Raw genomic sequence first — 25,584 nt, 5'->3', positions numbered from 1 at the left:
CTTTCTCCTCCTAATCCAAACGAATACGCGGATCTGCTACGCCGTATAACAAATCAGCAACTAGATTCCCAACCAGTGTTAAAATTGAAAACAACATTGTAAGCGACATCATAACTGAATAGTCACGCGTTGCTACAGAGTCAACAAACAACTTTCCAATTCCTGGATACGTAAAGATCGTCTCTGTAATGATAGAACCGCTAATGATTGTTACAAGATCAAACCCTAAAAACGTAATAAGCGGAATCATTGAGTTGCGTAAGATATGAACATTATAAATTTTAGATTCTTTTGTCCCTTTTGCTCTAGCAGTGCGCACAAAATCTTTGCGACTGTTTTCAATAATATCATTGCGCAAAAACTGGGTATACTGCGCGGTCGACATCAAACCAAGAATCAGCGCGGGTAATATAACGTGATGAATTCTACTTTGAATAAATTCCCATGATCCCTCTTTCAGTCCTACTTCAACAGAACCGCTAAATGGAAACCAACCTAACTGAAAGGAAAATAAATAAATGCCTACGATCCCTGCGATAAACGATGGAACCGCTAATGCAAAGTAATTATATCCTGCAATAAAGTTATCTGCTAAGGTATACGGTTTTCTTCCTGCATACATACCTAAAATAAATGCAAACACATACGTAATCAAAAGCGAAGTCAAAGCTAAAAAGATAGTATTAGGCATACGCTCTAAAATAATATCTAATGTCGGTAACTTATGAGTTGTTGACTTTCCTAAATCTCCTTGTGCCACTCCCTTTACCCAGTTCCAATATTGAACGTAGATAGGATCGTTATATCCTAGCTTATCACGCATTTCCTCAATGTATTTTGGATCTGTATTACTAGGGTTGATTTCTCCCCCAAAAGGGTCCCCTGGCATCATTTTTGCCAGGGAAAACACAACAAAGGAGATCAGAATCAACATTGGAATCATCCCTAAAATACGTCTTAGTGAGTATTGCAGCATCGTTGACTCTCCTTTACATGTAAAATACTTATTCCGTTACAGACCATTTCTCCGGATCTACAACTACCGTTGATGGATCTAGAGTTACGTTTTTCACACGCTTATTCACAGCATAAATATTGATGTTTTCCCATAAAGGAAGTGCTGGCAGCTGCTCATTAAAGAATTTTTGCCATTTTACATATACACCTTTACGGTATTTATCATCAAATGATTTTTCACTCAAACCGTCTTTAAGCATTTCATCAGATTCCTTATTTACCCAACGTCCATAGTTCCATTCAGCATCAGAGCTCCATAATCCTGTAGGATCTGGATCTGAACCAGTGTCCCAAGAACCAAAGAACGCTTCTAACGCCTTATCGTCGTTATCTTTCATTTCATTGTACAAGTTAAATTCAACAAGTGAACCCGTTGCTAATTTTGTTTTAATACCAATATCATTCCATGCTTGCATTATAGCCTTCGCACGACCCTCGAAGTTGGCTGGACCAGCATAGTGACCGAATGAGATCGTAAATGGTTTTCCGTTTGGATCTTCTACAAAACCATCATTATTCTTATCTTTATAACCAGCTTCAGCTAATAATTTTTTAGCCTTTTCTGGACTATACTTGTACTTTGTTAAATCTTTTTGGTCAGCAGCAATCCAAAATACAGATGGAATAACTGTGTTAGAAACAACCGCTTTATCGTTCATAAATGCTTTTACCATTGCTTTTCTATCTATTGCATAAAGCAATGCTTGACGAAGTTTTAGATCTTTGAACTTTTCGTAATCATCTACGTTTTTACCAGCTTTTTGATCACGATGTCCAAATCGTAGACCAATATACGAATAACTAGTTGATTTCCCTTCCAAAAAGTCTAAGTTTTCTGCTTTTTCAACTTGCCCTAGATCAGCTGGGCGAACATCCATAATGTCGACATCGCCTTTTTTCAATGCTCCGGCGGAAACAGATGGATCCAGTACTTTTACAACAACACCATCAAGGTGAGGTTTACCATTCCAATAATCATCATTACGTTCCATTTGGACATATTCACTTGCTACCACTTTTTTCACTTTAAACGGTCCAACACCAATAGGCTCTTTACGAACTTGTTTGGACTCTGCAAGATCTTTTACAGCAATTCCTTCATAGTACTTTTTCGGCATTGGATACGGCCACAAATTGTCTAAGTTATTTACACGAACTTCTTTAAACGTTACTTTAAATGTTTGTGGATCTACTACTTCAACTCCGGAAATAGAATCCGCTTTGCCGTCGTGATATTCTTGAGCGCCTTTAATGTGCTCAACGTTTACATAGCGTGGACCTGTATAGTCTTTATCGGCAATCGTTTCATACGTATATTTAAAATCATCTGCACTTAATGGATCTCCATTATGCCACTTAATCCCCTTTTTTAATTTAAACGTGTAAGTTAGTTTATCACCACTCACATCCCAAGTAGCTAAGTCAGATTTAATCTTTAATTTCTTATCATAAGTAAAGAGACCTTCATTGATAAATTCTAAGATTTGGCTATCATATGCACTACCATACAATGCGTACTCAAAAAGCCCTTCCGGCGCTCCATCAATCCCATACGTAATCGTCCCGCCATCTTTTGGCTTGTCTGTTTTTGCACCTGCAGTTTTTGTTTCTCCGCCTTCTTTATTACTAGAAGATGAAGAACTGCTTCCACCGCTGCATGCCGCTAGAAAAAGCGATAGCACAAGCAAAATGGAAACAAGTGATAAAAACGATTTCTTTTTCATCATGACGTTCCCCCTATTTAACTAATAATCTGTTCGTATGTAGCTTTTACGAGTTATATAAATGGCAAGCTACTTGATGGCCAGGTCTCACCTCCTTTAAGGCAGGTTTCGTTTGGCTGCACTCTGCCATTGCATGTATACAGCGAGGATGAAACGCACAGCCTTTTGGCGGATCAATTGGACTTGGCACATCTCCCTGCAAAATAATACGTTGTTTTTTCTTTCGTGGATCTGGTTCAGGTATAGCCGATACAAGTGCTTGCGTATAAGGGTGCAATGGCTCTGCGTATAGACTTTTCTTATCAGCAATTTCCACTAAACCGCCTAGGTACATAACGCCGATACGGTCACTCATATGTTTAACAACACTCAAATCATGGGCAATAAATAAAAAGGTTAGGTCGAATTCTTGTTGAAGTTCTTTTAGAAGGTTTAAAACTTGTGATTGGACAGAAACGTCGAGTGCCGATACCGGTTCATCAGCAATAATAAGTTTTGGACGAAGTGCAAGTGCACGTGCAATTCCAATCCGCTGACGCTGTCCACCGGAAAATTCGTGAGGATATTTATAGTATGCATCTTCCGGTAACCCTACTTTTGTAAGTAGATTCATAACTTCTGATTTTAATTGATTGGTTGATTTTCCTGTAAAATTCCGAATTGGTTCAGAAATAACATCTCCAACCATTTGCATTGGATTGAGGGAAGCATAGGGATCTTGAAAAACCATTTGAAAATCTTGTCTAATTTTACGGAGAGAAGTTCCTTTTGCTTCTGTGATATCTTTACCATCGAAAATAATTTTTCCGCTAGTTGGTTCCAATAGTCTTAGAATCGTTCTTCCTGCCGTGGATTTTCCACAGCCAGATTCTCCTACTAGACCGAGCGTTTCTCCTTTTCGAATTGCAAAAGAAATACCATCAACTGCTTTTACATCACCAATTTTCTTTCGAAAAAATCCGCCGTGAATAGGATAGTAGGTTTTTAAATGCTGAACTTCTAGCAATACATCTTTCACCGCTTTAGTCATTAGCTTGTCTTCACTCCTTTTGACGGATAGCTATTTTTATACAGCAGACATGCGACATCATGCCCCTGTGAATCCTGGCGAAGAACAGGCGTAACGGAACTGCAGTCTTCCATTGCATGAGGACATCGGTTAACGAAACGACAGCCTGTCCGCGGCATGTTTACAAGAGAAGGCACAATTCCTTTGATCGTATTTAATACTTCTACATCATCTTCCATGCGTGGAATTGAGTGAAGAAGCGCTTTCGTGTACGGATGTTTCGGGGCATAAAATAACGTATCAACATCTGTATGTTCCACAATTTTTCCGCCATACATGACAATCACTTCATCACACATCTCAGCAACTACTCCTAAATCATGTGTAATCATAATAATAGACATATCATTGCTTTCTTGAATTTCTTTTAGCAATTCTAAAATTTGAGCTTGAACCGTAACATCTAGGGCCGTGGTCGGCTCATCAGCAATTAAAAGTTTAGGCTGACAAGCTACCGCCATGGCAATCATGACACGCTGCCTCATTCCTCCTGACAGCTGATGCGGATATTCATCGATGAGCTTTTCGGATCTCGAAATACCAACGCTTTTTAAAAGCGCAATGCTTTTTTCACGCGCTTCCGCTTTCGATATATTCATATGGTTAAACAATACTTCCTGCAGCTGATACCCAATGGTTAACACAGGATTAAGGGATGTCATCGGTTCTTGGAAAATCATTGAGATGTCTTTCCCCCGAACATCATTCATCTCATCTTCTGATAAGTGCGTAAGATTCTTTCCGTTAAATAAAACGCTTCCGCTTCTAATTTGACTATTTACTTTAGGTAATAGTCCAATAACGGATAAAGACAATACGCTTTTTCCACAGCCAGATTCTCCGACAACTCCTACAATTCGCTTTCGTCCGACTTGAAACGACACGTCGTCCACAGCATTATGCCAGGAATCATTAATGGAAAAAGCAGTTTGTAAATTTTTCACTTCTAGTAAAGGTGTTGATTCGACGGGCTTTTTATCCATTTATAGTACACACCTCATTTTTCTAAAAATTGTTATATTTGAATAAGATATTATTACAATTTCATTACAAAATCAATATATTTTGAAAATTAATTATATTTTTTATTTTTAAAATAATAATTTTCGAATATCTCTTCGGCACTTTAACGCATAAACCTCCTAATTTTTTGTTGAAAATAGGATAAAATTTACTATTTTTATTTTTAGGTATATAGAACTTGTTTTTTTACAGTTGGAACGCAGATTTTTTTAAGATAGTATTGGTGCTAAGAGGAAGCAGCTGGGTAGTAGTTAGAGTGTGAGGCTTCATACATGAAGTAACAAGATGATAACCAATATTGTAGCCCATCATTTCTGGATACCAATTTTGGCCGAATAACAGTTGATCATATTTTTTTTCGTCAGCGCGCAGATTGTAATAAGGTTTAACATGCTTTTCCCACATTTTTTTAGCTTCTTCAATGGTATAATAATTTGTCCAAGGAGCTAAATATTTTTTACCACAATACTCCTCTACAGCTCTTTCAGCTAACCCTTCCATCATCATAGCGTCTAACAAAGTAATCGTTTCATCAGATTTATTAATGGCTTTTAGCCTGCAAACGTGATGGTATTCATGGGTAAGTACCGCTAACATTTCTTCATCGGATGTATGACTTGTCATAAATACAAATAATTTATCGGTAAAAGCGACACCTGCTCTTCCATTAAATTCACGCTGCATTTTTCGATTTCTAGGATTGCTTGGAAGCACTAGCACCGCTACATCGGGTCCATTCCATGCTTTTTTAAGCTTTTCATAATGTGCTTTAACTTTCTTCCAAACCTGTCTTTTCTTCATTTCTTCTAATTCTTTTATAAACATTAAAGAAGGCGGACACATTCCATAGTTAAAAAGTAATTCCATATATTCTTTTTCTTTTAATTTCTTAAAATAGCGCGCAAGATAACGGCTTATTTCTTTCGGCTCCGTCCAAGTAGAAGTTGAAACAATCGGCATGTTTTCCCCACACTTTCTTCATCCTTTTGTTTCATGATATGTTCACAGCTACTCTTTTGGTTATTAAAAATAAAAAAAATTCTAGGCATCAGCCTAGAATTTTTCATTATGCTTCGTATTTTTTAAAGATGATTGTTGCATTGTGACCGCCAAATCCAAGTGAGTTGCTTAGCACCGCTTTTACTTCTTGCTTACGGGCTTTGTTTGGAATGTAGTCTAAATCGCACTCTTCATCAGGTGTTTGATAGTTAATTGTTGGAGGAAGAATACCGTCTTGAATTGCCTTCACACTAAAAATAGCTTCTACTCCGCCAGCAGCTCCTAACAAGTGGCCAGTCATTGACTTTGTTGAACTAATTGCTACTTTTTGAGCGTGGTCACCAAATACTTCTTTAATAGCCATTGTTTCAAATTTATCATTGTATCCTGTACTTGTACCGTGAGCATTGATGTAATCAATATCACTTGGCTGTAGGCCTGCATCTTCAATGGCATGACGCATTGCACGAACGCCGCCTTCTCCTCCTGGAGCTGGCGCTGTGATATGGTGAGCATCTCCTGTTGAACCATAGCCCACAATTTCAGCATAAATACGTGCGCCGCGCGCTAGTGCATGTTCAAGCTCTTCAAGCACAATAACACCCGCACCTTCTCCCATAACGAAGCCGTCGCGGTCTTTATCAAACGGACGAGATGCTGTTGCAGGATCTGGATTTGTAGAAAGTGCTTTATTCGCACAGAAACCAGCAATAGATAAACGCGTGATTGGCGCTTCCGTACCGCCCGTCACCATCACGTCTGCATCTCCGCGTTGAATGACTTTAAACGCATCACCAATAGAGTTTGTACCTGTTGCACATGCCGTTACCGTACAAGAGTTCACGCCTTTCGCCCCTAAAGCAATAGAAACTTGTCCTGTTGCCATATCAGGAATCATCATCGGAATGAAAAATGGACTTACACGGCGGGCACCTTTTTCTAATAACGTTGAATATTGGTTTTCAAACGTTTCCATACCGCCAATTCCAGAACCAATCCAAACGCCGACGTTTGGAGCAATTTCTTCTGTAATAGTCAAATCCGCATCTTTAACAGCCGCCAATGCAGCTACCATTGCATATTGAGTAAAGCGATCCATCTTACGAGCCTCTTTGCGATCAATAAAATCTTCCACGTTAAAATCTTTTACTTCAGCTGCTACTTTAGCCGGGAATTCATCTGCATCTAGTCTTGTTAAAGGACCAACGCCAGACACGCCTGCTACTGCGTTTTTCCAAGCTGTTTCTACGTCATTTCCAATTGGTGTAAGCCCACCAAGTCCTGTTACAACTACACGTTTTTTATTCATCGTACATTCATCTCCTTCAGTTGCTTTAAAAATGTAGTGTTATTTTCCCCATCTAATAGCAATAGCTCCCCATGTTAAGCCGCCTCCGAAGCCAACCATTACAATTAAATCATCATCTTGAATTTTCCCTGCTTCAAGTTCATGAACAATTGAAATTGGAATCGATGCTGCTGATGTATTGCCATAGTATTGGATTGTTTTAGACATTTTTTCTTCAGGCAAATCTAATCGCTGTCTTGCAGCTTCCATAATACGAATATTCGCTTGATGAGGTACAAGAAAATCCACATCCTCTTTTGTTAAACCCGCTTTTTCAATTACATTAACAGCAGATTCCCCCATTTGTCGAACAGCAAACTTAAATACTTCACGTCCGTTCATGACAATATGATCAAGCTCGTTTTGATACAAGTGCTTGCCTCCCGTACCGTCGGACCCTAGTTCAAAGGATAAAATGCCTCGTCCTTCTGATACAGGTCCCATTACAACTGCACCTGCTCCGTCTCCGAATAAAACAGCCGTGTTACGGTCGTCCCAATCTGTAATCTTAGAAAGCTTTTCTACACCGACCACTAAAATATGCTTGTAAGCATTGGTTTCAATAAATTGCTTAGCTGTAATCATGCCGTACATAAACCCTGCACATGCGGCACTCACATCGTAAGAAGCTGCTTTTTTTGCTCCCAATTTTTCTTGTAGCATACATGATACTGTAGGAAACGGTTGATCTGGCGTTACCGTAGCAACAATGATCATGTCAATATCTTCTGCCTCGACGTTAGCTTTATGTAAAGCTTCAACTGCTGCTTTATAAGCTAAATCAGATGTGTCCTCGTTATCGGCTGCAATTCGGCGCTCTTGAATACCTGTGCGCGTACGAATCCACTCATCTGATGTATCCATTACTTTTTCAAGATCTAAATTTGTTACAACTTTCTCTGGTACATAACGTCCAATTCCTAGAACACCAGCGTTCATATCAACCTCTCCTTTAAATAAAAGGCTTATATTCCTATAAAACCTATATCCGTCATTTCATTTATCGATTATATAATCAATTATTATGAGTTGGTACTAATTTTACTTCATTTTTTATTTTTTGTCTATATAGGTGTTCGTCCTACTCAGGTATCTATCATGCTACATATAGTAATCATACGGGACCCTCTTACTCTAGTATGGAACATTAGGTAAGAACTTACCCACCATTAAAATAGTGAAAGGAATGAGTATCATGGCAAGAAGACAAAGAAATGAAGGTTTTTCTGATTTTATGTTTGGAGCTGGGCGCAGAAAATCAAGAGAAGAAAGAGAACGAGAGGAGTGGGAACGATTATTTAAACAAATCGATGAAATTATACTCGCCGTCGAAGAACTAGCTCCTCTTCTTAAACAGTTTGCCCCTTTAGTCGATTTATTTTCCAAACAAAAATAACAGCTCGGATTCTACCGAGCTGTTTTCTTTAGTTGTTTTCATTTTCAGCTAATGCATCTTGCTTGCCAAGCTCATAAGCGTCGTTCATTACTTTTGTTAGTAATGTCAACACCGGCTGTACGTGTTCCATTGATAACTCAACGCCTGTTTCGTCTAAGATTTGCTTTGCTTCTGGCAAGTACTTCATTGCAATTTGCATGAATTGCATATTTTGCTCTTCCATAGTGAAATCTCCTTTATTAAAAACATGTATTCCTCCTTATATTAGCGAATCTATTCTATAAGTACAACTTTCTCCTTTTAATGAAGAGGTAAAAAGAATGTTCTCATATGTTTTTTTTGCAGATAAATGCCTTCTTTAGCCGTTACTTTTGAAGAAAAATGCAGCAGTTCTTTCGCTTTCCTGCTGATTTCATATTTTTCCTGAGCTGCTTCTTCCTTCACCTCCATATGAGTAATATTTGCTCCTGCGCTCCAGGGCTGTAACTTTTCTTCCACTAAATGAACCACTTCATATGAATATGCAGCAGTTTTACAGCGTCTAAGTGCACTGACGGCATCTTCAATGTAAATAATAAAATCCGTGCCTTCCATAATGTTAAATGCCTCTTCGTACCCGGCAATATTTTTGGAATAGCACATTGACAAAGGCTGCCAAGGTCCGTAAAGAGTCGGCGTTCTAACAATTATAATAGGCCATCCATCATCTTTATATTTCTCTATCATTCGCTCAAAATGAACGTATAGCCTTCCTTCACTACTGTCCGGTTCTGGAATCGTTGTTTCTTCAATCTTTCGCTGCTGGTCTCCAAATACGCGCATGGTAGAAACAAATACAAATCGAATGTTGAATTGACGGCATTTGTTAAGCGCTTGAATGAGCACTTGCTGCGCTTTTTGCATTTCTTGTCTTAAAAAATCAGGATGATAAAAATCTCCTCCATCGAAATACGTAAAGTAGACAATATCCGTTTCTGAGGTAATCATATCTAATGACTCTCCTACTTCAGTCGATGCATAATTAGCGTTTCGCCCTAAGAAAAATTTCATTTCTTCCTGCAAATCATCTTCTTCTTTATGAGCAGAATGTGTATACCCTTTTACTTCTGTACCTTCGTCTAAAAAAGCCATACATAAATGAAAACCAATAAAGCGGTTTGCCCCTATTACTACTACATTTCCCATATCGCTTCCTCCAATTCTTCATTCATCATTTATTCAACAAAAAGCTTAAATCCCTATAGTTATGAAGGCCACTCATTCCTTATTTCAAAGAAGCTCACCTGTAAAAGCATCATGAACTCTTTTTTCATTTTATCTCTTATACAAAAAGCCCCTATGATATGTATAATCATAGAAGCTTTGCTTATAACACTTTTTCATGTTGTTTATAAAATTGGAGAAGGGACCGTTCAAACAAATAGTTTTTTTCCGGTAAATAAAGTGAAAGCATAATCGGAGAGTGAAGTTCTTCACGATGTAGTTCATATTTTTTACTGTGTGCAATTGGATAATGAGTAGAGGCATTAGGCGCCGTCCATATCTTCACGGGCAGCGTTGATTTTAATTCTGTAACAGAAGGGTACTCCTTAATTAACTTTGATACTTGCTTACGCTCCACTTTATAAGCTTGAGTCAAGTCCTTCGTGAATTGTTTATAAAAGAATTTATTGTTTTTTTCATGTTCTGCATGCGTATGAAGATCAATACATGGATTTAGTAAACCAGCTGATCGAACGAACGTATTCCCGTCATTTTCCATTAGCTGCAGCGCTAACAGAGCCCCCATTCCTTCAGCTAAAATATGAATTCGTTTATTTAAAATTTCTTGTTTCATTACTAAATGATAAAGTTGTTTTGCAAGGTGATATGCTTCAGGAGACCCCCAATGTCGGCCATATAAATTGGAATAAAATACTGTGTATCCTTCATCTTGTAAACATTGCAACAGCTGTGACCTTCCGCCGTGCTGAATCCATAAGCTAGTTGAACTTTCAACAAAATGATCTTTATCACCCAATACTAACACACCGAAACCATTCGGTCGTTCAGGGACATGTACGACATTCCATTGCGTATCTAAGCTAAAAAAGCGTCGATGTATCATAGCTCTTCCTCCGTAACTTACTAGTTGTTCCATACAGTGTATGATAGAACCATCAAAAAGCGCACTAGAATAATGCCTATTTCTGACTTATTGCTCTTTTGTTTCTATATGGGAACACGCCCCTTATTTATTCATAAAAAATTCAATTTCTTATTTGACTGCTATATGCTAAAATGAAATCAAACTGTACTGTAAACGAGGTGAATAGAATGCGTGTCGTAATGGCTTTTGTTTGGGGCTTTTTACTAATGAATATGGCAGTGTACGTAATCTCTGCAATGACGGGCGGTACTTACAGTTTCGCAACCGCTTCCATCCTTGGAGTAGTTTTCACGCTAGTTGTAATTTTGATTGGAGAACTGGGTGTACCGAATAAACCAGCAAATAATCATCACTAAAAAGTGTTGGCTGTAAAGCCAGCGCTTTTTTTATCTTTTGGCATAGGCTTTTCTCAGCAATTTCTTTCGTTAACTCGTATTCAAAACAAATGACTGAAGCTATTTTTTACATTTTTATACATTCATAATCATTGATTATCCCAACCTTTAACTATATAATTTTAGAATAATCAAACTATTAATTTTAGGAGTGAATACTGCTGTGACTAAAGAAAAAATTGGTTTTATCGGAACAGGCGTTATGGGTCAAAGCATGGCCGGGCATTTAATTGACGCAGGATATGAAGTCCTTGTTTATACGCGAACAAAAACTCGTGCTCAAGCACTACTTGAAAAAGGGGCCATCTGGAAAGAAACCGTTCAAGAAGTGGCTGAACAATCTGATGTTATTATCACCATGGTAGGCTATCCTCACGATGTAAAAGAGATTTATTTAGGCAAAGACGGTATTATACATAATGCAAAGAAAGGCTGCTATACAATTGATATGACAACATCAAGCCCTATCCTTGCACGTGAGATTTATCAAGCAGCAAAAGAGAAGCACATTCATGCGCTTGACGCTCCTGTTTCAGGAGGCGATATTGGAGCTCGAAACGCAACATTAGCGATTATGGTAGGAGGCGATGCTGAAGCGTTCTCTGCCGTTACGCCTATTCTTGAAAAAATGGGAACAAATATCGTTCTTCAAGGCAGCGCTGGAGCTGGTCAACACACAAAAATGTGCAATCAAATTGCTATTGCCTCCAATATGATGGGTGTATGCGAAGCGATACTTTATGCTGAAAAAGCAGGATTAGATCCGGACACCGTTCTAAAAAGTATTGAAACAGGCGCAGCGGGAAGCTGGTCATTAAGCAATTTAGCCCCTCGCATGATTAAAGGAGACTTCGAACCGGGCTTTTATATTAAACACTTTATTAAAGATATGAAGATTGCCATCGAATCAGCTGAAGAAATGGAGCTGTATACACCAGGATTAAAATTAGCAAAATCGCTTTATGAACAGCTTGAAAAACAAGGCGATGAAAATAAAGGAACGCAGGCTCTATATACCCTGTTAAAACAGCATGCCATAACTGTATAAAAACAGGCAGCTCATAATGAGCTGCCTGTTTTTATTAATAATTTACTCTTGATTTAACGAATTCATAAAGCGACTGAATGCAAGCTGTCCTTCAGCAGTTTGTTTAAACACACCTGCATGTTCTAAAATAGTCGCAAAGACTAAACCAAGCTCTTGTTGGAGAATCTCGTGAACATTTTTCTCTTCAATATGCGGATACTTTTTCTTGATGTGCTCAGCCCACTCCACGTGTTTTTGCACTTGATCATGCCTGCTGGCTAACTCGCTCAGATTATTCTGAACTAATCCTTTGGCCACTAGACTCATTTCGTCTTTTAAACGACCAGGTAAAACTGCAAGCCCCATTACTTCAATTAAACCTATATTTTCTTTTTTGATATGATGAACTTCTGCATGCGGATGATAAATGCCATCTGGATGTTTGCTGTTTGTTCGATTGTTTCGCAGTACTAAATCTAATTCGTACAAATCTCCTCTTTTCCTAGCAATAGGTGTGACTGTATTGTGAGGAGTTTGATCTGTAAAAGCTAAAATGCCAGCGCTTTGATCACTATATGATTTCCATTTCTTCAAAATAAAATCTGCTGCTTCCACTAATGGTGCAAGGTGCGGACTTTGAAGACGAACAACCGACATCGGCCAATGAACAATTCCAGCTTTCACATCTGGATGCGCTTTGAGAGAGAACAATTTATTTATTCTTGCTTTAGCCATAGGAAACTCATGATAGCCTCCTTGAAAGTGATCATGCGTTAAAATGGACCCTCCTACAATGGGTAAATCTGCATTTGACCCTAAAAAGTAATGTGGGAATTGTTCAACAAAGGCAAGCAGCCGCTCAAACGTTTGCTTTGAAATATGCATAGGTGTATGCTCACTCGCAAAAACAATAGCATGCTCATTATAATAAACATACGGTGAAAACTGCATGTACCACATCTCTTCCTGCAATTCCACAGGAATAATCCGATGATTTTGACGAGCTGGGTGGTTAATACGACCTGCATAACCAGCATTTTCTTTACAGAGAAGACACAGCGGATAGTTGCTTTCCTTCAACGATTTGCTTGCTGCAATTGCTTTTGGATCTTTTTCCGGCTTAGACAAATTAATCGTAATTTCAAGCTCTCCAAAATCAGTGTTTGTTACCCATCTTTCGTTTTTAGCAATTCGATCTTGGCGAATGTAGTGAATGTCTTTTGACAGCTTATAATAGTAGCTTGTGGCTTTTTGAGGACTTTGTTGATAATAATCATAAAATAGTCGATTAACCTCTGACGGCATGCTTGCAAAGCATCCCATTATTTTGGTATCGAATAAATCTCTATACGTGATAGAATTCTCGGCAATTCGATTGTTTTTGGCAGCCCAATCAAGCATGTTGTCTAAAATAGCAGCTGGATGTTCCAGACGTTCTTGTTTGACTTTTACCATGATGTATTCATCGAGCTTTAACACTTCCAGCAGTTTATTTCTCACCACATCTATATCCCATTTTGTTAATAGATTCTTTTGCAGACCATATTGAATAAGTCGGGTGATTTCTTCATGAATGTTGACTGACATACACTCGTTCCTTTCTCTATCTGTTTTTTCTTATACTGCTTCTAATGTGAGTTCACGCGCTCCTTCTCCAACGGTAACCACGTAAAATTCAGCTTCTAAACTTGTTTTCTTGTAGTAGGCTTCTTTTACTTCCTCAATAAACCTATCAACCTGTGCTTTTTTTACGATGCTGATTGTACAGCCCCCAAAGCCTGCACCTGTCATGCGTGATCCAATCACGCCTTCTTGCAGCCAAGCTGCTTCTACAAGAGCATCTAGTTCTTTTCCGCTTACTTCATAGTCATCTCTCAGCGAACGGTGCGACTCATTCATCAATTGACCAAACCCTTTTAAATCACCGTTTTGCAATTTAGCAACCGCTTCTTTTGTGCGTTCATTTTCATATACCGCATGTTTAGCGCGCTTACAATCTACTTCGTTTTGTATCAAAGATTTATGCTTTTCAAATTGTTCTTTGGTTAAATCACCAAGCGAATTAATGGAAAGTGACGTTTGTAAATCTGACAGCGCTCTTTCACACTCCATACGGCGCTCATTATATTTTGAATCTGCCAGCCCTCTTCGCTTATTTGTGTTAGAAATAACGAGCACAGCATCTGTTAACTGCAGCGAGCTATACTGGTATTCAAGAGTTTGACAGTTTAACAATACGGCTTGATTTTCTTTTCCCATTCCAATTGCAAACTGATCCATAATCCCGCAGCTTACGCCGATAAATTCATTTTCAGCTTGCTGCGCCATTTTTACAAGGTCCATCATATCGATATTCAATTCAAGAATTTTATTTAAAAGTACGCATGTGACTAACTCAATTGATGCGGATGATGAAAGCCCTGCTCCATTAGGAATGTTGCCAAAAAACAAGATATCAAAACCAAAAGGAAGGTCATATCCGTGCTTTTTAAAGGTATCCATTACTCCTTTTGGATAATTAGCCCAATCATCTTCGATTTTGTACGTTAATTGCTCTAAAGAGGATTCAATAACGCCTGCTTCAGAGAAGTTTTTAGAGTACATACGTATTTGTCGATCGTGACGTTTTTGTACTACCGCATACGTTCCTATACTCAATGAACAAGGAAAAACATGCCCTCCATTATAATCAGTATGTTCTCCAATTAAATTGACACGTCCTGGCGCAAAAAAGCAGCGAATAGCTTCTGACGAATGAAATATTTGTTTGAACTCTTCGATTAATTTTCCCAGCATTTATTATCACCTATTTTAAGTAGTTTTTTGGAAACGGATTCATATGTACATTGTAAAGTCCAATTTTCCTTGCCTCAATGGTAAAATTACTATCGATAATCGGTACTTTTTTGCTTATCCCTTTAAAAATGATTCTTTTGAATTGACGATGAACTACTCTTGCGCCAAAAAGGTGTTATCTTTATGTGAGCCTTGACTTGCAAATTATAAGAAAATAATAGATTTAGAGACATTCCCTAAAAATAATCACGATATTTTCAAAAAATTATAGAAAAATGAAAGCGATTACGTTAAAGTAAGAATTAAGTACTACTTTATTTCAAAAAGAAGGTGAAAATTTGCTCTCACATTTCCAAGCTCAAGAATATTCAACGTACGCATACAGGTTTTTAGAATCCCGCACAAATGAAGTTGCGCAGCTATGGTCTGTTGGGTGGGATGAAGTTTTCTCTCCCCTTTATAACTGGAGCGGAAATCAGCGAAAAGACGTAGGGAAATATATTTTTCAATACACGGTTTCTGGATACGGAATGATTGAAATAGATGGACAAGAATATAAAGTGGATGCTGGGAAAGCATTCATCGTCAATATACCTGGAAATTATCGCTATTACTTACCAAAGGAAAGTGAAAACTGGGAGTTTATTTTTCTTACATTATACGGAGATGAAGTACAAAAATGCTGGGATTATATTCAGTCAACCCACTCCCCTGTAATACGGTTTCATCCTGAATCAGCACCTGTTCAGCTGCTTGCTCAAATATATAAGCGGGCAAGTGAAAAACATATAGCAGATCCATTTCATGCCTCAAGCTTATCTTACCGCTTTGTAATGGAGCTGTACCAATATATTAAAAGCATGGACAGTTTTACAGAAGATTGGCCTGAAAGTATCATTAGCTCTATTTTATTTGCCCGTAATCATTATCATGAAGAAATCGGTCCGGATGAAATGGCAGATGCAGCTCATTTATCTCGCTATCATTTTAGCCGGTTATTCAAACAAACGACTGGGATTACGCCGATTCAATACTTAACGAAGCTTCGCATTCAAAAAGCGGCCGAGCTACTGCATCAAACCAAGTACTCAATCGAAGAAATTGCTGAAAACGTCGGCTATGCAAATGCCAATTATTTAACAAAAGTATTTCGCAAAACGACCAATATGACACCCGGGCAGTATCGAAAAAGTGATGCATCCATTGATGAGCACTTTGCATTGCCAAAATAAAAACGACTTCCATAAAAGGAAGTCGTTTTTATTTTTTATCGGGAATTTCTACTACTACAGAACCTTTTTCGTAAATAAAAGTCAATTTTTTACCCGGGATAATCATATTTTCTAAAATATCTCGTGCAGCTTGAAGTGCAAACTCTGTCCGTTCTGCCTTTTCCTGCACTTCTTCATTTTCAGCTTGAAGATCATTTTTATCCAGCGCTCTTATTTTAGTTAATGCCTGATCTATAAAATCGTATGCTTCGTCATATATAAGCTCTATACGGTCCTTCATGTGCTCATTCATGCTCCTTTGCCCATTTTGTATTATCATAAATGAATTAGATATATTCTACAACCTAAAACTGAATAAGTTTTTACACTTAGCTCTCACGTATTTTCTTTTATTTATTTTAAAAGGAGAGCTGCTTTTGATAGCAAAAAAAGACCATTCAGTTTATCATGAATGATCTTTTTAGGAAACTTATACGCTGACAACAAACTCATCATCTTTTACATCAACTGTCACTTGACTATAATCTTCAATTTGCCCTGCAATTAATTCTCTAGCAATTTTTGTTTCAATATATTTTTGAATAAACCTTTTTAAAGGGCGAGCTCCGTATACCGGATCAAACCCGGAGGCTGCAATATAATTTTTTGCTTCTTCTGTTAACGTTAACGAAATATGACGATCGGATAAACGCTTTTCAAGCTGAAGCAATAGCTTATCGATAATCCCTTTTACTTCATGAACAGTTAGCGGTTTGAATAAAATAGTGTCGTCTACTCGATTTAAGAATTCTGGACGAAAATGCTGTCTCAATTGAGCCATCACTTGCTCTCTGGCGTTTTCAGTAATCTCGCCTTCACTTGTTAAACCGTCTAATAAAAATTGAGAACCGATATTCGACGTCATAATAATAACTGTATTTTTAAAATCAATGACTTTTCCTTTTGAATCTGTCGCTCTTCCATCATCTAGTATTTGAAGGAGCACATTAAATACTTCGGGATGGGCTTTTTCAATTTCATCCAACAAAACGACTGAATAAGGCTTGCGTCTTACCGCTTCCGTTAGCTGCCCGCCTTCTTCGTATCCTACGTAGCCAGGAGGAGCTCCTATGAGCCTAGAGACCGCATGCTTTTCCATGTACTCAGACATATCAATCCGAACCATTTGTTCTTCACTGTCAAATAAAGAATGTGCCAACGTTTTGGCTAGCTCCGTTTTTCCTACTCCGGTAGGTCCTAGGAAAATAAATGATCCAATCGGACGGTTCGGGTCTTTAATGCCTGCCCGTGCACGAATCACAGCATCCGTCACTAAGGATACGGCTTCGTCTTGTCCAATTACACGCTGCTGTAAAATTGACTCAAGCTTCAACAGCTTTTCTCTTTCTCCTTCAACTAGTTTTGATACCGGAATTCCCGTCCATCTTCCTACAATTTCAGCAATTTCTTCTTCTGTTACTTCTTCTCTTAACAAACGGTTTTCTTGTGCTTTTTCAGCTGCTGTTTCTTCCAGCTGTTTTAGTTCTTTTTCAAGAGCTGGAATGCGTCCGTGGCGAAGTTCAGCTGCTTTATTTAAATCATATTTCCCTTCAGCTTCTTCTAGGTCTCGCTTCGCTTTTTCAAGCTGCTCCCGAACATCTTGCACCGTTTGAATCGACTGCTTTTCTTTTTCCCACTGCAGCTTCATTGTATCTGCACGCTCTTTTAAATCAGAGACTTCTTTTCGAATTGCCTCTAACCTTGTGATGCTTGCTTGATCTGTTTCTTTACTTAATGCCGCTTCTTCAATTTCGAGCTGCATGACACGTCGTGTTACTTCATCTAATTCTGATGGCATCGAATCAATTTCTGTTCGAATGGTTGCGCATGCTTCATCAATTAAATCAATTGCTTTATCAGGTAAAAAGCGGTCTGAGATATAACGATCAGACATAACCGCTGCTGAAACAATCGCTCGGTCATGAATGTTTACACCGTGATGAATTTCAAATCGTTCTTTTAAACCACGCAAAATAGAGATTGTATCTTCTACTGAAGGTTCTTCAACCAGCACCTGTTGAAAGCGTCTTTCAAGCGCTGGATCTTTTTCAATATACTGACGGTACTCATCAAGAGTTGTAGCTCCTATACAGTGAAGTTCTCCTCTAGCAAGCATTGGTTTTAAAATATTCCCTGCATCCATCGCTCCATCCGTACGGCCTGCGCCAACGATTGTATGAAGCTCGTCAATGAATAAAAGAATTTGACCGTTGCTTTTCTTAACTTCTTGAAGAACAGCTTTTAAACGCTCTTCAAATTCTCCCCTGAATTTCGCTCCTGCTACTAAAGCTCCCATATCTAATGAAAAGATGGTTTTATCTTTTAATCCTTCAGGCACATCTCTACGAACAATACGCTGTGCTAGACCTTCAACAATCGCTGTTTTACCAACGCCAGGTTCTCCAATCAAAACTGGATTGTTTTTTGTTTTTCGCGATAAAATGCGGATAACGCGGCGAATTTCTCCATCTCGTCCAATGACGGGATCAATGTTCCCTGCTCGTACTTCTGCTACTAAGTCTCTTCCATATTTAGCTAACGCTTCATATGTAACTTCTGGGTTTTGGCTTGTAATACGCTGATTCCCTCGAAGATTAGTAAGCACATCTTGCAAGGCTTTTTTTGTTATACCGTGACTTGAAAATAACTTGCCATATTCACTAGAAGAAGGTTCCTGGGCTAACGCTAAAAAGATATGTTCAACTGAAACATAATCATCTTGCAGACGAGATGCTTCTTCTTGAGCTTTAACAAACAGCTGCTGAAGTTTATTTGTAATATAAACCTTCCCTGCTTCAGCACCGCTTCCTGTAACGGCTGGTTTTTTCGCAAGCAATTGATTTACCTGCTGCTGAAAAGATTGATGATCGATATGTAAATGATCTAATATGCGAGGAGCAATACCATCTTGCTGATGAATGAGCGTATAAAGCAAATGAGCAATATCGACTTCCTGCTGATTTCGTTTAATAGCTTCGGACTGCGCTTCCATCACGCCTTCTTGCAATTTTTGGGTCATTTTATTTATATCCATTAAACATCCTCCTTCGATACATTTGACCTTTATTGACCTTTATTTCATTATACCCAGCAATAGGAAAACAAGTAAAGCCATTCAATTTAGAATGGCTTCTTTATTTTTCACTATTAAGGCTTGCGCGTATATGTCCAGTGGCGATCATCGTTTGCCGTCTCTGGAAAACGCTCTCCTGCTTTTAATTTAACCTTTTGAGGATTATTTACGTTACTTCCTGTTTCACCAATTTCAATATACACTCCGTTATTAGGAGCTTTTTGACCTGGTGTAAAATGACGATTTTGTCCCATTGTCCTGCCTCCTCATTCCTGAAATGAAATGTTCTCCTATACTATTCCCTTAAGATTTCTGTTTCATAATGGAGATGTTTTCATATTAGGAAGAGAAAAAGAGCAGACCTTTAGATCCGCCCTTTTGTATCAATGAGTAAATTTAATAGCTTGTTCGATTTCAGTTTCTCCAGCTAACATTTCAAACGTTTTTCCTATCGTAGCTTCTTCGTTCAGACATTCTACAAGCACGGTTGCTACATCTGCTCGAGGAATCGTCTGAGATTTATCTTGAATATCATTATTGATATCAATTTTCCCAGTAGCTTGATCATTCGATAAAGTTCCTGGTCGTACAATTGTATACTGCAGATTAGACTGCTTTAGGTATTCATCCGCTATCGCTTTCGCACGCAGGTAAAGCTGTAAGCCTTCTGGTCCTTGTTCAGGTGTGTCTGTTCCCATTGAACTTAACATAACAAAGCGCTTTACACCTTGATTTTTTGCTTCATCAATGATATTTTTAGCACCGTTTTGATCTACAGCGATTGTCTTTTCGTCTCCGGTATTTCCTCCAGAACCTGCTGCAAATATGACAGCGTCCATACCTCTTAAAGCATCTGAAACATCTTGCTCCAAGTCACCAAGTACAACGTTAGCGCCCAGCTTTTTTAAAGCGTCTGCTTGTTTTTCGTCGCGAATCATCGCATAAGCTTCGTGCTGTTTGCTGTTTGCGACTTTTTCTACCACTTGTTTTCCCGTTGTTCCGTTTGCTCCAACAACTAATACTTTCATCATAAATCACCTTTCGTTCTGTTTAGTATACAATTGGTGTTCCCACAATTAATTCCCTTTAAACAAAGAAACCTTTCTGAGAATATCAGAAAGGTTTTTTTCTTAGCCTAAAATTGCTTGAAGCAAAGCTTTTTGTACATGCATACGATTTCCAGCCTGCTGAAAGACAACAGAATTTGGTCCATCAATAATGCTTGCTGTTACTTCTTCTTCACGATGCGCAGGCAAGCAGTGTAGAAATAAATAGTCTGGCTTAGCATAGGCAGCTAGCTCTTCATTTACTTGATAAGGAGCAAATATTTTCAAGCGCTGCTGTGCTTCTTCTTCCTGTCCCATACTTGTCCATACGTCTGCATAAATAGCATCGGCATTTTTCACAGCCTCTACAGGATCTTTTGTAATCGTAACCTTTGCCCCTGTTGTAGCAGCTATTTTATTAACATAAGCTGTTACAAAGTCTTTTGGCTCATATCCATCAGGGCATCCAATTGAAATATCTATCCCCATTTTTGCACATGCAATCATTAACGAATGCGCTACATTATTTCCGTCTCCAACGTAAGCTACTTTTAGCCCTTCAAATGATTTCTTGTGCTCGTAAATCGTTAATAAATCAGCTAGAGCTTGACAAGGATGATAATCATCTGTCAAACCATTAATAACGGGAATGGATGCGTAATCTGCAAGCTCTTCGATCTTGCTGTGTTCAAACGTACGAATCATTATAGCATCGATGAATTCAGATAGTACGCGCGCTGTATCAGCAATCGTTTCTCCGCGTCCAATCTGTAAATCCTGGCTGCTTAAAAAGAGGGCGTTTCCTCCAAGCTGCATCATTCCCGCTTCAAATGAGACTCTTGTTCTTGTTGAAGATTTTTCAAAAATGAGCCCCAGCGTTTTTCCTTTTAACGATGTTACGATTTCACCATTTTTATGCTTTTCTTTCAGCTCAATGGCGCTTTCCAAAAGTGACGTAATATCGTCTGATGATAAATCTTTAAGCGTAAGCAAATCTTTTCCTTTTAAATTGGTATTTACCGATACTGTACTCATGATACTGTCACTTCCTTTTTAGTTTTTTGAAACCATTCTTGCAGTGATGAAACGTGATATTCATCTACTTGGAACGATTGGAAAAATAGCGAAGCCGTTTCTGCCTCCGTCATAACCATTAAACCGTGTTTTAACGCTGACATACGGCTTTCTTTATCTTCAGGCTGTAAACTTACATATAATAAAGCTTCTTTCGTTTTCACCCATTCACTAACTTCTTTATCTTTAACAAGAGTTAAGCCCGCGCTTTGCACAAGTTCTTCAAGGCCCTGCGCTTCTCCGTTGATATACACTTCTGCAGCACCTTTTTTACTTAACACATACTGATGGAATACTTTTTTTGCTGCTTCTTCAATCGTTGAAGAAATCGCAATTCCTTCACCAGTTGACTTCATTTCCGGTCCAACAAGTGGATCAACTCCTGATAATTTACTTGTCGAAAACACTGGAAACTTGATAGTTGTGTAAGCTGGATCCGGCAATAAACCTAGCTTTTCACTAATTTCCGACAATGATTTCCCAAGCAATATTTGAGTTGATAGCGAAACAAGCGGCGTGTTGCACACTTTGCTTACTACAGGGACTGTACGGCTGGCACGCGGATTAACTTCCAGCATGTAGACTTCATCGTTGTAAATAACATATTGGATATTCATAATCCCTTTATATTGAAGTTTGTTTACAATTTTTTGAGCGTAGCTCACTATTTTTTCTTTATGTGCTGCTTCTACTGTTTTTGCTGGTAAAAGCGCATAGCTGTCTCCTGAATGAACGCCGGCTTTTTCAATATGTTCAACGATTGTCGGAATCAACACATCTTTTCCGTCTGCTACCACATCAACTTCTGCTTCTTTTCCAGGGAAGTAAGCATCAATAAGCATTGGGAAATGAGACGCTTTAATAGCCGGTAAACAAGCCTGAAGCTCGGTTTCGTTTTGAATTGTCAGCATACCTTTTCCGCCAATCACGTAAGAAGGACGAATGAGTAATGGGAATCCCATATCTTTTGCTTTTTGTACAAGTTCTTTCGCATCTTTCGCCATTTCACCTGGAATATGAGGAATATCACAGTCATCTAAGAGCTTATAAAACAGGTCACGATCTTCAAGTGCATCAATGACATCATTTGTAATACCTAATAAATTAACGCCAGCTTCTTCTAGACCTTTAACAAGCGAAATAGCTGTTTGACCTCCGTATTGAACAATTACATCCGTCACATTTTCAGCATCAAGAACATTTAATACGTCTTCTACTGTTACAGGTTCGAAATATAAGCGATCTGCTACTTCAAAATCCGTACTTACCGTTTCTGGATTATTGTTAATTAAAATCGTTTCGTATCCTTCTTTTTCAAGAGCTAGCACACCGTGTACAGAGCTGTAGTCGAACTCTACTCCTTGCCCAATACGAATGGGTCCAGAACCGATAATCGCAACTTTTTTATTCGTTGATGGTTCAATCTCACTTTCGCCGTAGTAACTAGAGTAGAAATAAGCCGTTGAAGATTCAAACTCCGCTGCACATGTATCCACCATTTTATAGCTTGGCGTAATATGTAATGCTTTACGTTTCGCTCTTACGTCAAGTTCTGGCACATTCCATACGTTTGCTAGATACGCATCTGTAAAACCATGCTCCTTCACTTGTTTAAAGTGTTCAGCTGTAATCGAATCAAAACGTACTTCTTTTAAAGAGGCTTCCATTTTAATCAGCTGTGCAAAGTGTGTTAAATAGAAATAATCAATTTGTGTTACTTCATGGATATACTCAGACGTTGTGCCTCGGCGTAAAAGCTCAAGGATAACAAAAATACGCTCATCGCTTTGTTCGCCCAGCTTGCTTTTTAATTCATCTGTTGAAAGTTCTTGCAGTTCTTCTACTTCTAATCCTTGTAAGTCAATTTCTAAAGAAGATAATGCCTTTTGGAAGCTACGTGTAAAGTTACGGTCAATAGCCATTACTTCTCCAGTTGCTTTCATTTGTGTGCCAAGCGTTCTTTCAGCGTAGAAAAACTTGTCAAACGGCCACCTTGGAAATTTCACTACTACATAGTCAAGAGCAGGTTCAAAGCTTGCATACGTGTCTCCTGTCACAGGATTTAATAACTCATGAAGCGTGTAGCCTACCGATAGCTTTGCAGCAATTTTAGCAATTGGATAGCCAGTTGCTTTTGATGCAAGAGCAGACGAACGGCTCACACGCGGATTTACTTCAATTAAATAGTACTGCTTGCTTTTTGGATCAAGCGCAAACTGAATGTTGCAACCGCCAATAATGCCAAGCGATGAAATAATTTTAACTGAAGCAGAGCGAAGCATTTGATATTCCACGTCTGTTAGTGTTTGAGAAGGAGCAACGACTACCGAATCTCCAGTATGGACGCCTACGGGATCGATGTTTTCCATATTACAAATTGTGATGCACGTATTGTTTACGTCGCGCATAACCTCATACTCAACTTCTTTAAATCCAGCGATGCTTTTTTCAATTAAGCACTGAGTAATAGCACTTTCACGCAAACCTGACGCTGAAAGCTTTTCAAGCTCTTCCATAGAATGAGCAATTCCTCCGCCCGTTCCGCCTAATGTATAAGCAGGACGTACAATAACAGGAAAACCAATTTTCTTGGCAAAAGCTAACGCTTCTTCTACTTTTGTAACAACTTCACTTTCCGGCACGGGTTCATTCAGTTCATTCATCAATGCGCGGAACTCTTCACGGCTTTCACCTTTTTTGATTGATTCAATCGGTGTTCCTAAAAGTTTCACATCGTATTTCGGCAAAATGTTTTGTTCATGAAGCTCAAGGGCTAAGTTTAAACCCGTCTGTCCGCCTAATGTTGCTAACAAACCATCCGGCTTTTCTTTTGCAATAATTTTCTCCACACAGTCTACTGTTAATGGTTCAAAATAGATTCGATCTGCTACGTGAGTGTCCGTCATAATGGTAGCTGGATTATTATTGATTAAGATAACTTCGTAACCTTCTTCTTTTAATGACAAGCATGCCTGAGTTCCTGAATAATCAAATTCTGCTGCTTGCCCAATTACGATTGGTCCTGATCCGATTACTAAAATCTTTTTTAACGTTTGGTCTTTAGGCATATACTTTTCCGCTCCCTACTTGCTGTACTTTCGTCATAAATTCATCAAAGATATACGTGCTGTCACTTGGTCCAGGATGTGCTTCTGGATGGTATTGAACTGACATAACAGGAAGGTCTTTATGCATTAAACCTTCAACCGATCCGTCATTCACATTTTTAAATCGAACGTTTAATGGCGTAGACGTAATCGTCTGTTCGTCTACGACATAGCTGTGATTTTGAGACGTCATACACACTTTGTTATTCGTTAAATCAATTACAGGCTGATTAGCTCCTCGGTGACCGAACGCTAGCTTTTTGGTTTGTGCCCCAAAAGCAAGCCCAATTAACTGATGTCCAAAGCAAATTCCTAAAGTTGGATACGATGAAATAATTTCTTTTAATTCATCCAGCTGACTGCTCACTTGGGTTGGATCTCCAGGTCCGTTTGATAAGACAATGCCATCCGGCTGCAGCTCTTTTACTTGTGAAGAGCTTGTAGAATAAGGAACAACTGTTACTTTGCACTCTCGATTTAACAGCTCTTGTAAAATTGATTTTTTATAGCCAAAGTCCATTAATACAACGTGTTTTTCACCGTTTCCGTAAGTAACAGGCTCTTTTGTTGATACTTCTTTTACTACATATCCATCGCATTCAGCAGTAAATGCTGGCGGCTCAGCAGATGTCGAAAAGGCAGATTGCATCGTACCTTCTTTTCGAATTCGTTTTACGACCGCTCTCGTATCCACATGTGTAATAAGCGGAATGTTCCATTTCTTTAAATATTGTTTAAAGCTGTACATGGCTTCGTAATGGAACCCTTCATCTGAACATTCGTATACGACAACGCCTGCTACATGAGGCTTTTTGCTTTCATAATCTTTTTCATTGATACCATAGTTCCCAATCAAAGGGTACGTAAAGACGATAATTTGATCTTTGTAAGATGGATCAGTCACAACTTCTTGATAACCAGTCATTCCAGTAAAGAAAACAATTTCTCCTTCTGCCTGGTGCGTTGCTGTATGTTCAATGTGTCCGGCGAACGAATCGCCGTTTGCTAAGTGTAAATATCCGTTCATTGTGCATCCCTCTTCGAATAATTATTTATAAAACAGAATTTTT

At 38.6% G+C, this 25,584-nt stretch carries 23 protein-coding genes; 4 read left to right on the top strand and 19 right to left on the bottom strand.

Annotated elements, in window-relative coordinates; translation table 11 throughout:
- Positions 1-10: 10 nt before the first annotated feature.
- The 7 genes from opp4B to LJC66_RS03225 form a co-directional block, all read right to left on the bottom strand.
- Positions 11-976 (bottom strand): oligopeptide ABC transporter permease, encoded by a 966-nt coding sequence (gene opp4B / locus LJC66_RS03255; RefSeq protein WP_013055410.1) that lies wholly within the window; start codon positions 974-976, stop codon positions 11-13.
- Between the two features lie 28 nt (positions 977-1,004).
- Positions 1,005-2,744, bottom strand: a complete 1,740-nt coding sequence (gene opp4A, locus LJC66_RS03250; protein ID WP_230931784.1) for an oligopeptide ABC transporter substrate-binding protein — start codon at positions 2,742-2,744, stop codon at positions 1,005-1,007.
- A 43-nt stretch (positions 2,745-2,787) separates the two neighbouring features.
- Positions 2,788-3,771 carry an ABC transporter ATP-binding protein gene (locus tag LJC66_RS03245; RefSeq protein WP_016763042.1) on the bottom strand — a complete coding sequence of 328 codons (984 nt, stop codon included), beginning with the start codon at positions 3,769-3,771 and terminating at the stop codon, positions 2,788-2,790.
- On the bottom strand, positions 3,771-4,793 hold the full coding sequence (locus LJC66_RS03240) for an ABC transporter ATP-binding protein (protein WP_057241313.1): 1,023 nt from the start codon (positions 4,791-4,793) through the stop codon (positions 3,771-3,773). Before LJC66_RS03240 ends, LJC66_RS03245 begins: the two co-directional genes overlap by 1 nt.
- Before the next feature lie 226 nt (positions 4,794-5,019).
- Positions 5,020-5,793: a DUF2268 domain-containing putative Zn-dependent protease gene (locus LJC66_RS03235; RefSeq protein WP_016763040.1), complete on the bottom strand. Its 774-nt coding sequence runs from the start codon at positions 5,791-5,793 to the stop codon at positions 5,020-5,022.
- Positions 5,794-5,899: 106 nt separating this feature from the next.
- Positions 5,900-7,141 carry a beta-ketoacyl-ACP synthase II gene (fabF, locus tag LJC66_RS03230; protein ID WP_013055405.1) on the bottom strand — a complete coding sequence of 414 codons (1,242 nt, stop codon included), beginning with the start codon at positions 7,139-7,141 and terminating at the stop codon, positions 5,900-5,902.
- A gap of 39 nt (positions 7,142-7,180) precedes the next feature.
- Positions 7,181-8,119 carry a beta-ketoacyl-ACP synthase III gene (locus LJC66_RS03225; RefSeq protein WP_013081747.1) on the bottom strand — a complete coding sequence of 313 codons (939 nt, stop codon included), beginning with the start codon at positions 8,117-8,119 and terminating at the stop codon, positions 7,181-7,183.
- A 256-nt stretch (positions 8,120-8,375) separates the two neighbouring features.
- Here LJC66_RS03225 and LJC66_RS03220 point away from each other — a divergent pair, with 256 nt between their 5' ends.
- Positions 8,376-8,576, top strand: a complete 201-nt coding sequence (locus LJC66_RS03220; RefSeq protein ID WP_230931783.1) for a hypothetical protein — start codon at positions 8,376-8,378, stop codon at positions 8,574-8,576.
- 28 nt (positions 8,577-8,604) lie between these two features.
- Here the strand turns inward: LJC66_RS03220 and LJC66_RS03215 are convergent, their stop codons facing one another.
- The 3 genes from LJC66_RS03215 to LJC66_RS03205 all read right to left on the bottom strand — a co-directional run bounded on the left by LJC66_RS03215 (position 8,605) and on the right by LJC66_RS03205 (position 10,683).
- Positions 8,605-8,799 carry a ComZ family protein gene (locus LJC66_RS03215; protein WP_013081746.1) on the bottom strand — a complete coding sequence of 65 codons (195 nt, stop codon included), beginning with the start codon at positions 8,797-8,799 and terminating at the stop codon, positions 8,605-8,607.
- A gap of 77 nt (positions 8,800-8,876) precedes the next feature.
- Entirely contained in the window at positions 8,877-9,761 is an 885-nt protein-coding gene (locus LJC66_RS03210) for an NAD-dependent epimerase/dehydratase family protein (protein WP_028407462.1), read from the bottom strand.
- Positions 9,762-9,942: 181 nt separating this feature from the next.
- Entirely contained in the window at positions 9,943-10,683 is a 741-nt protein-coding gene (locus tag LJC66_RS03205) for a hypothetical protein (RefSeq protein ID WP_013081744.1), read from the bottom strand.
- A gap of 209 nt (positions 10,684-10,892) precedes the next feature.
- Here LJC66_RS03205 and LJC66_RS03200 point away from each other — a divergent pair, with 209 nt between their 5' ends.
- Both LJC66_RS03200 and LJC66_RS03195 read left to right on the top strand, forming a co-directional pair.
- Positions 10,893-11,081: a YjzD family protein gene (locus tag LJC66_RS03200; protein ID WP_013055400.1), complete on the top strand. Its 189-nt coding sequence runs from the start codon at positions 10,893-10,895 to the stop codon at positions 11,079-11,081.
- Between the two features lie 202 nt (positions 11,082-11,283).
- Positions 11,284-12,168, top strand: coding sequence for an NAD(P)-dependent oxidoreductase (locus LJC66_RS03195; RefSeq protein ID WP_230931782.1), 885 nt, complete (start codon positions 11,284-11,286; stop codon positions 12,166-12,168).
- 42 nt (positions 12,169-12,210) lie between these two features.
- Here the strand turns inward: LJC66_RS03195 and galT are convergent, their stop codons facing one another.
- Together galT and LJC66_RS03185 are read right to left on the bottom strand one after the other, a co-directional pair.
- On the bottom strand, positions 12,211-13,734 hold the full coding sequence (gene galT, locus LJC66_RS03190; RefSeq protein WP_230931781.1) for a UDP-glucose--hexose-1-phosphate uridylyltransferase: 1,524 nt from the start codon (positions 13,732-13,734) through the stop codon (positions 12,211-12,213).
- Between the two features lie 30 nt (positions 13,735-13,764).
- On the bottom strand, positions 13,765-14,943 hold the full coding sequence (locus LJC66_RS03185; protein ID WP_230931780.1) for a galactokinase: 1,179 nt from the start codon (positions 14,941-14,943) through the stop codon (positions 13,765-13,767).
- A gap of 338 nt (positions 14,944-15,281) precedes the next feature.
- Between LJC66_RS03185 and LJC66_RS03180 the strand changes: the two genes are divergently transcribed.
- Entirely contained in the window at positions 15,282-16,175 is an 894-nt protein-coding gene (locus tag LJC66_RS03180; RefSeq protein WP_013081740.1) for a helix-turn-helix domain-containing protein, read from the top strand.
- Positions 16,176-16,203: 28 nt separating this feature from the next.
- Here the strand turns inward: LJC66_RS03180 and LJC66_RS03175 are convergent, their stop codons facing one another.
- The 7 genes from LJC66_RS03175 to LJC66_RS03145 all read right to left on the bottom strand — a co-directional run bounded on the left by LJC66_RS03175 (position 16,204) and on the right by LJC66_RS03145 (position 25,541).
- On the bottom strand, positions 16,204-16,455 hold the full coding sequence (locus LJC66_RS03175; RefSeq protein WP_014461601.1) for a hypothetical protein: 252 nt from the start codon (positions 16,453-16,455) through the stop codon (positions 16,204-16,206).
- 189 nt (positions 16,456-16,644) lie between these two features.
- Positions 16,645-19,248 (bottom strand): ATP-dependent chaperone ClpB, encoded by a 2,604-nt coding sequence (gene clpB, locus LJC66_RS03170; RefSeq protein ID WP_195695371.1) that lies wholly within the window; start codon positions 19,246-19,248, stop codon positions 16,645-16,647.
- A gap of 113 nt (positions 19,249-19,361) precedes the next feature.
- Entirely contained in the window at positions 19,362-19,541 is a 180-nt protein-coding gene (locus LJC66_RS03165) for a YjzC family protein (RefSeq protein WP_195695372.1), read from the bottom strand.
- A gap of 129 nt (positions 19,542-19,670) precedes the next feature.
- The gene (locus LJC66_RS03160; RefSeq protein ID WP_230932158.1) at positions 19,671-20,315 is read right to left on the bottom strand and encodes an SDR family oxidoreductase; all 645 of its coding nucleotides are present in this window, start codon (positions 20,313-20,315) and stop codon (positions 19,671-19,673) included.
- A gap of 102 nt (positions 20,316-20,417) precedes the next feature.
- Complete coding sequence (gene argF, locus LJC66_RS03155) at positions 20,418-21,368, bottom strand: ornithine carbamoyltransferase (RefSeq protein ID WP_230931779.1); 951 nt, start codon at positions 21,366-21,368, stop codon at positions 20,418-20,420.
- The gene (locus LJC66_RS03150) at positions 21,365-24,475 is read right to left on the bottom strand and encodes a carbamoyl-phosphate synthase (glutamine-hydrolyzing) large subunit (protein WP_230931778.1); all 3,111 of its coding nucleotides are present in this window, start codon (positions 24,473-24,475) and stop codon (positions 21,365-21,367) included. Before LJC66_RS03150 ends, argF begins: the two co-directional genes overlap by 4 nt.
- Entirely contained in the window at positions 24,468-25,541 is a 1,074-nt protein-coding gene (locus LJC66_RS03145) for a carbamoyl phosphate synthase small subunit (protein WP_121944379.1), read from the bottom strand. The genes LJC66_RS03150 and LJC66_RS03145 overlap by 8 nt, the downstream gene beginning before the upstream one ends.
- Positions 25,542-25,584 lie beyond the last annotated feature (43 nt).

Source organism: Priestia sp. TSO9 (assembly GCF_021029645.1).
GTDB lineage: Bacteria > Bacillota > Bacilli > Bacillales > Bacillaceae_H > Priestia > Priestia megaterium_E.
The sequence above is the reverse complement of the archived record's forward strand: the minus strand, read 5'-3'. Positions and strand labels throughout refer to the sequence as shown.

Coding starts and splice junctions, on each gene's coding strand:
- opp4B (WP_013055410.1), bottom strand. CDS start 976: ATGCTGCAATACTCACTAAGACGTATTTTAGGGATGATTCCAATGTTG.
- opp4A (WP_230931784.1), bottom strand. CDS start 2,744: ATGATGAAAAAGAAATCGTTTTTATCACTTGTTTCCATTTTGCTTGTG.
- LJC66_RS03245 (WP_016763042.1), bottom strand. CDS start 3,771: ATGACTAAAGCGGTGAAAGATGTATTGCTAGAAGTTCAGCATTTAAAA.
- LJC66_RS03240 (WP_057241313.1), bottom strand. CDS start 4,793: ATGGATAAAAAGCCCGTCGAATCAACACCTTTACTAGAAGTGAAAAAT.
- LJC66_RS03235 (WP_016763040.1), bottom strand. CDS start 5,793: ATGCCGATTGTTTCAACTTCTACTTGGACGGAGCCGAAAGAAATAAGC.
- fabF (WP_013055405.1), bottom strand. CDS start 7,141: ATGAATAAAAAACGTGTAGTTGTAACAGGACTTGGTGGGCTTACACCA.
- LJC66_RS03225 (WP_013081747.1), bottom strand. CDS start 8,119: ATGAACGCTGGTGTTCTAGGAATTGGACGTTATGTACCAGAGAAAGTT.
- LJC66_RS03220 (WP_230931783.1), top strand. CDS start 8,376: ATGGCAAGAAGACAAAGAAATGAAGGTTTTTCTGATTTTATGTTTGGA.
- LJC66_RS03215 (WP_013081746.1), bottom strand. CDS start 8,799: ATGGAAGAGCAAAATATGCAATTCATGCAAATTGCAATGAAGTACTTG.
- LJC66_RS03210 (WP_028407462.1), bottom strand. CDS start 9,761: ATGGGAAATGTAGTAGTAATAGGGGCAAACCGCTTTATTGGTTTTCAT.
- LJC66_RS03205 (WP_013081744.1), bottom strand. CDS start 10,683: ATGATACATCGACGCTTTTTTAGCTTAGATACGCAATGGAATGTCGTA.
- LJC66_RS03200 (WP_013055400.1), top strand. CDS start 10,893: ATGCGTGTCGTAATGGCTTTTGTTTGGGGCTTTTTACTAATGAATATG.
- galT (WP_230931781.1), bottom strand. CDS start 13,734: ATGTCAGTCAACATTCATGAAGAAATCACCCGACTTATTCAATATGGT.
- LJC66_RS03185 (WP_230931780.1), bottom strand. CDS start 14,943: ATGCTGGGAAAATTAATCGAAGAGTTCAAACAAATATTTCATTCGTCA.
- LJC66_RS03175 (WP_014461601.1), bottom strand. CDS start 16,455: ATGAAGGACCGTATAGAGCTTATATATGACGAAGCATACGATTTTATA.
- clpB (WP_195695371.1), bottom strand. CDS start 19,248: ATGGATATAAATAAAATGACCCAAAAATTGCAAGAAGGCGTGATGGAA.
- LJC66_RS03165 (WP_195695372.1), bottom strand. CDS start 19,541: ATGGGACAAAATCGTCATTTTACACCAGGTCAAAAAGCTCCTAATAAC.
- LJC66_RS03160 (WP_230932158.1), bottom strand. CDS start 20,315: ATGAAAGTATTAGTTGTTGGAGCAAACGGAACAACGGGAAAACAAGTG.
- argF (WP_230931779.1), bottom strand. CDS start 21,368: ATGAGTACAGTATCGGTAAATACCAATTTAAAAGGAAAAGATTTGCTT.
- LJC66_RS03150 (WP_230931778.1), bottom strand. CDS start 24,475: ATGCCTAAAGACCAAACGTTAAAAAAGATTTTAGTAATCGGATCAGGA.
- LJC66_RS03145 (WP_121944379.1), bottom strand. CDS start 25,541: ATGAACGGATATTTACACTTAGCAAACGGCGATTCGTTCGCCGGACAC.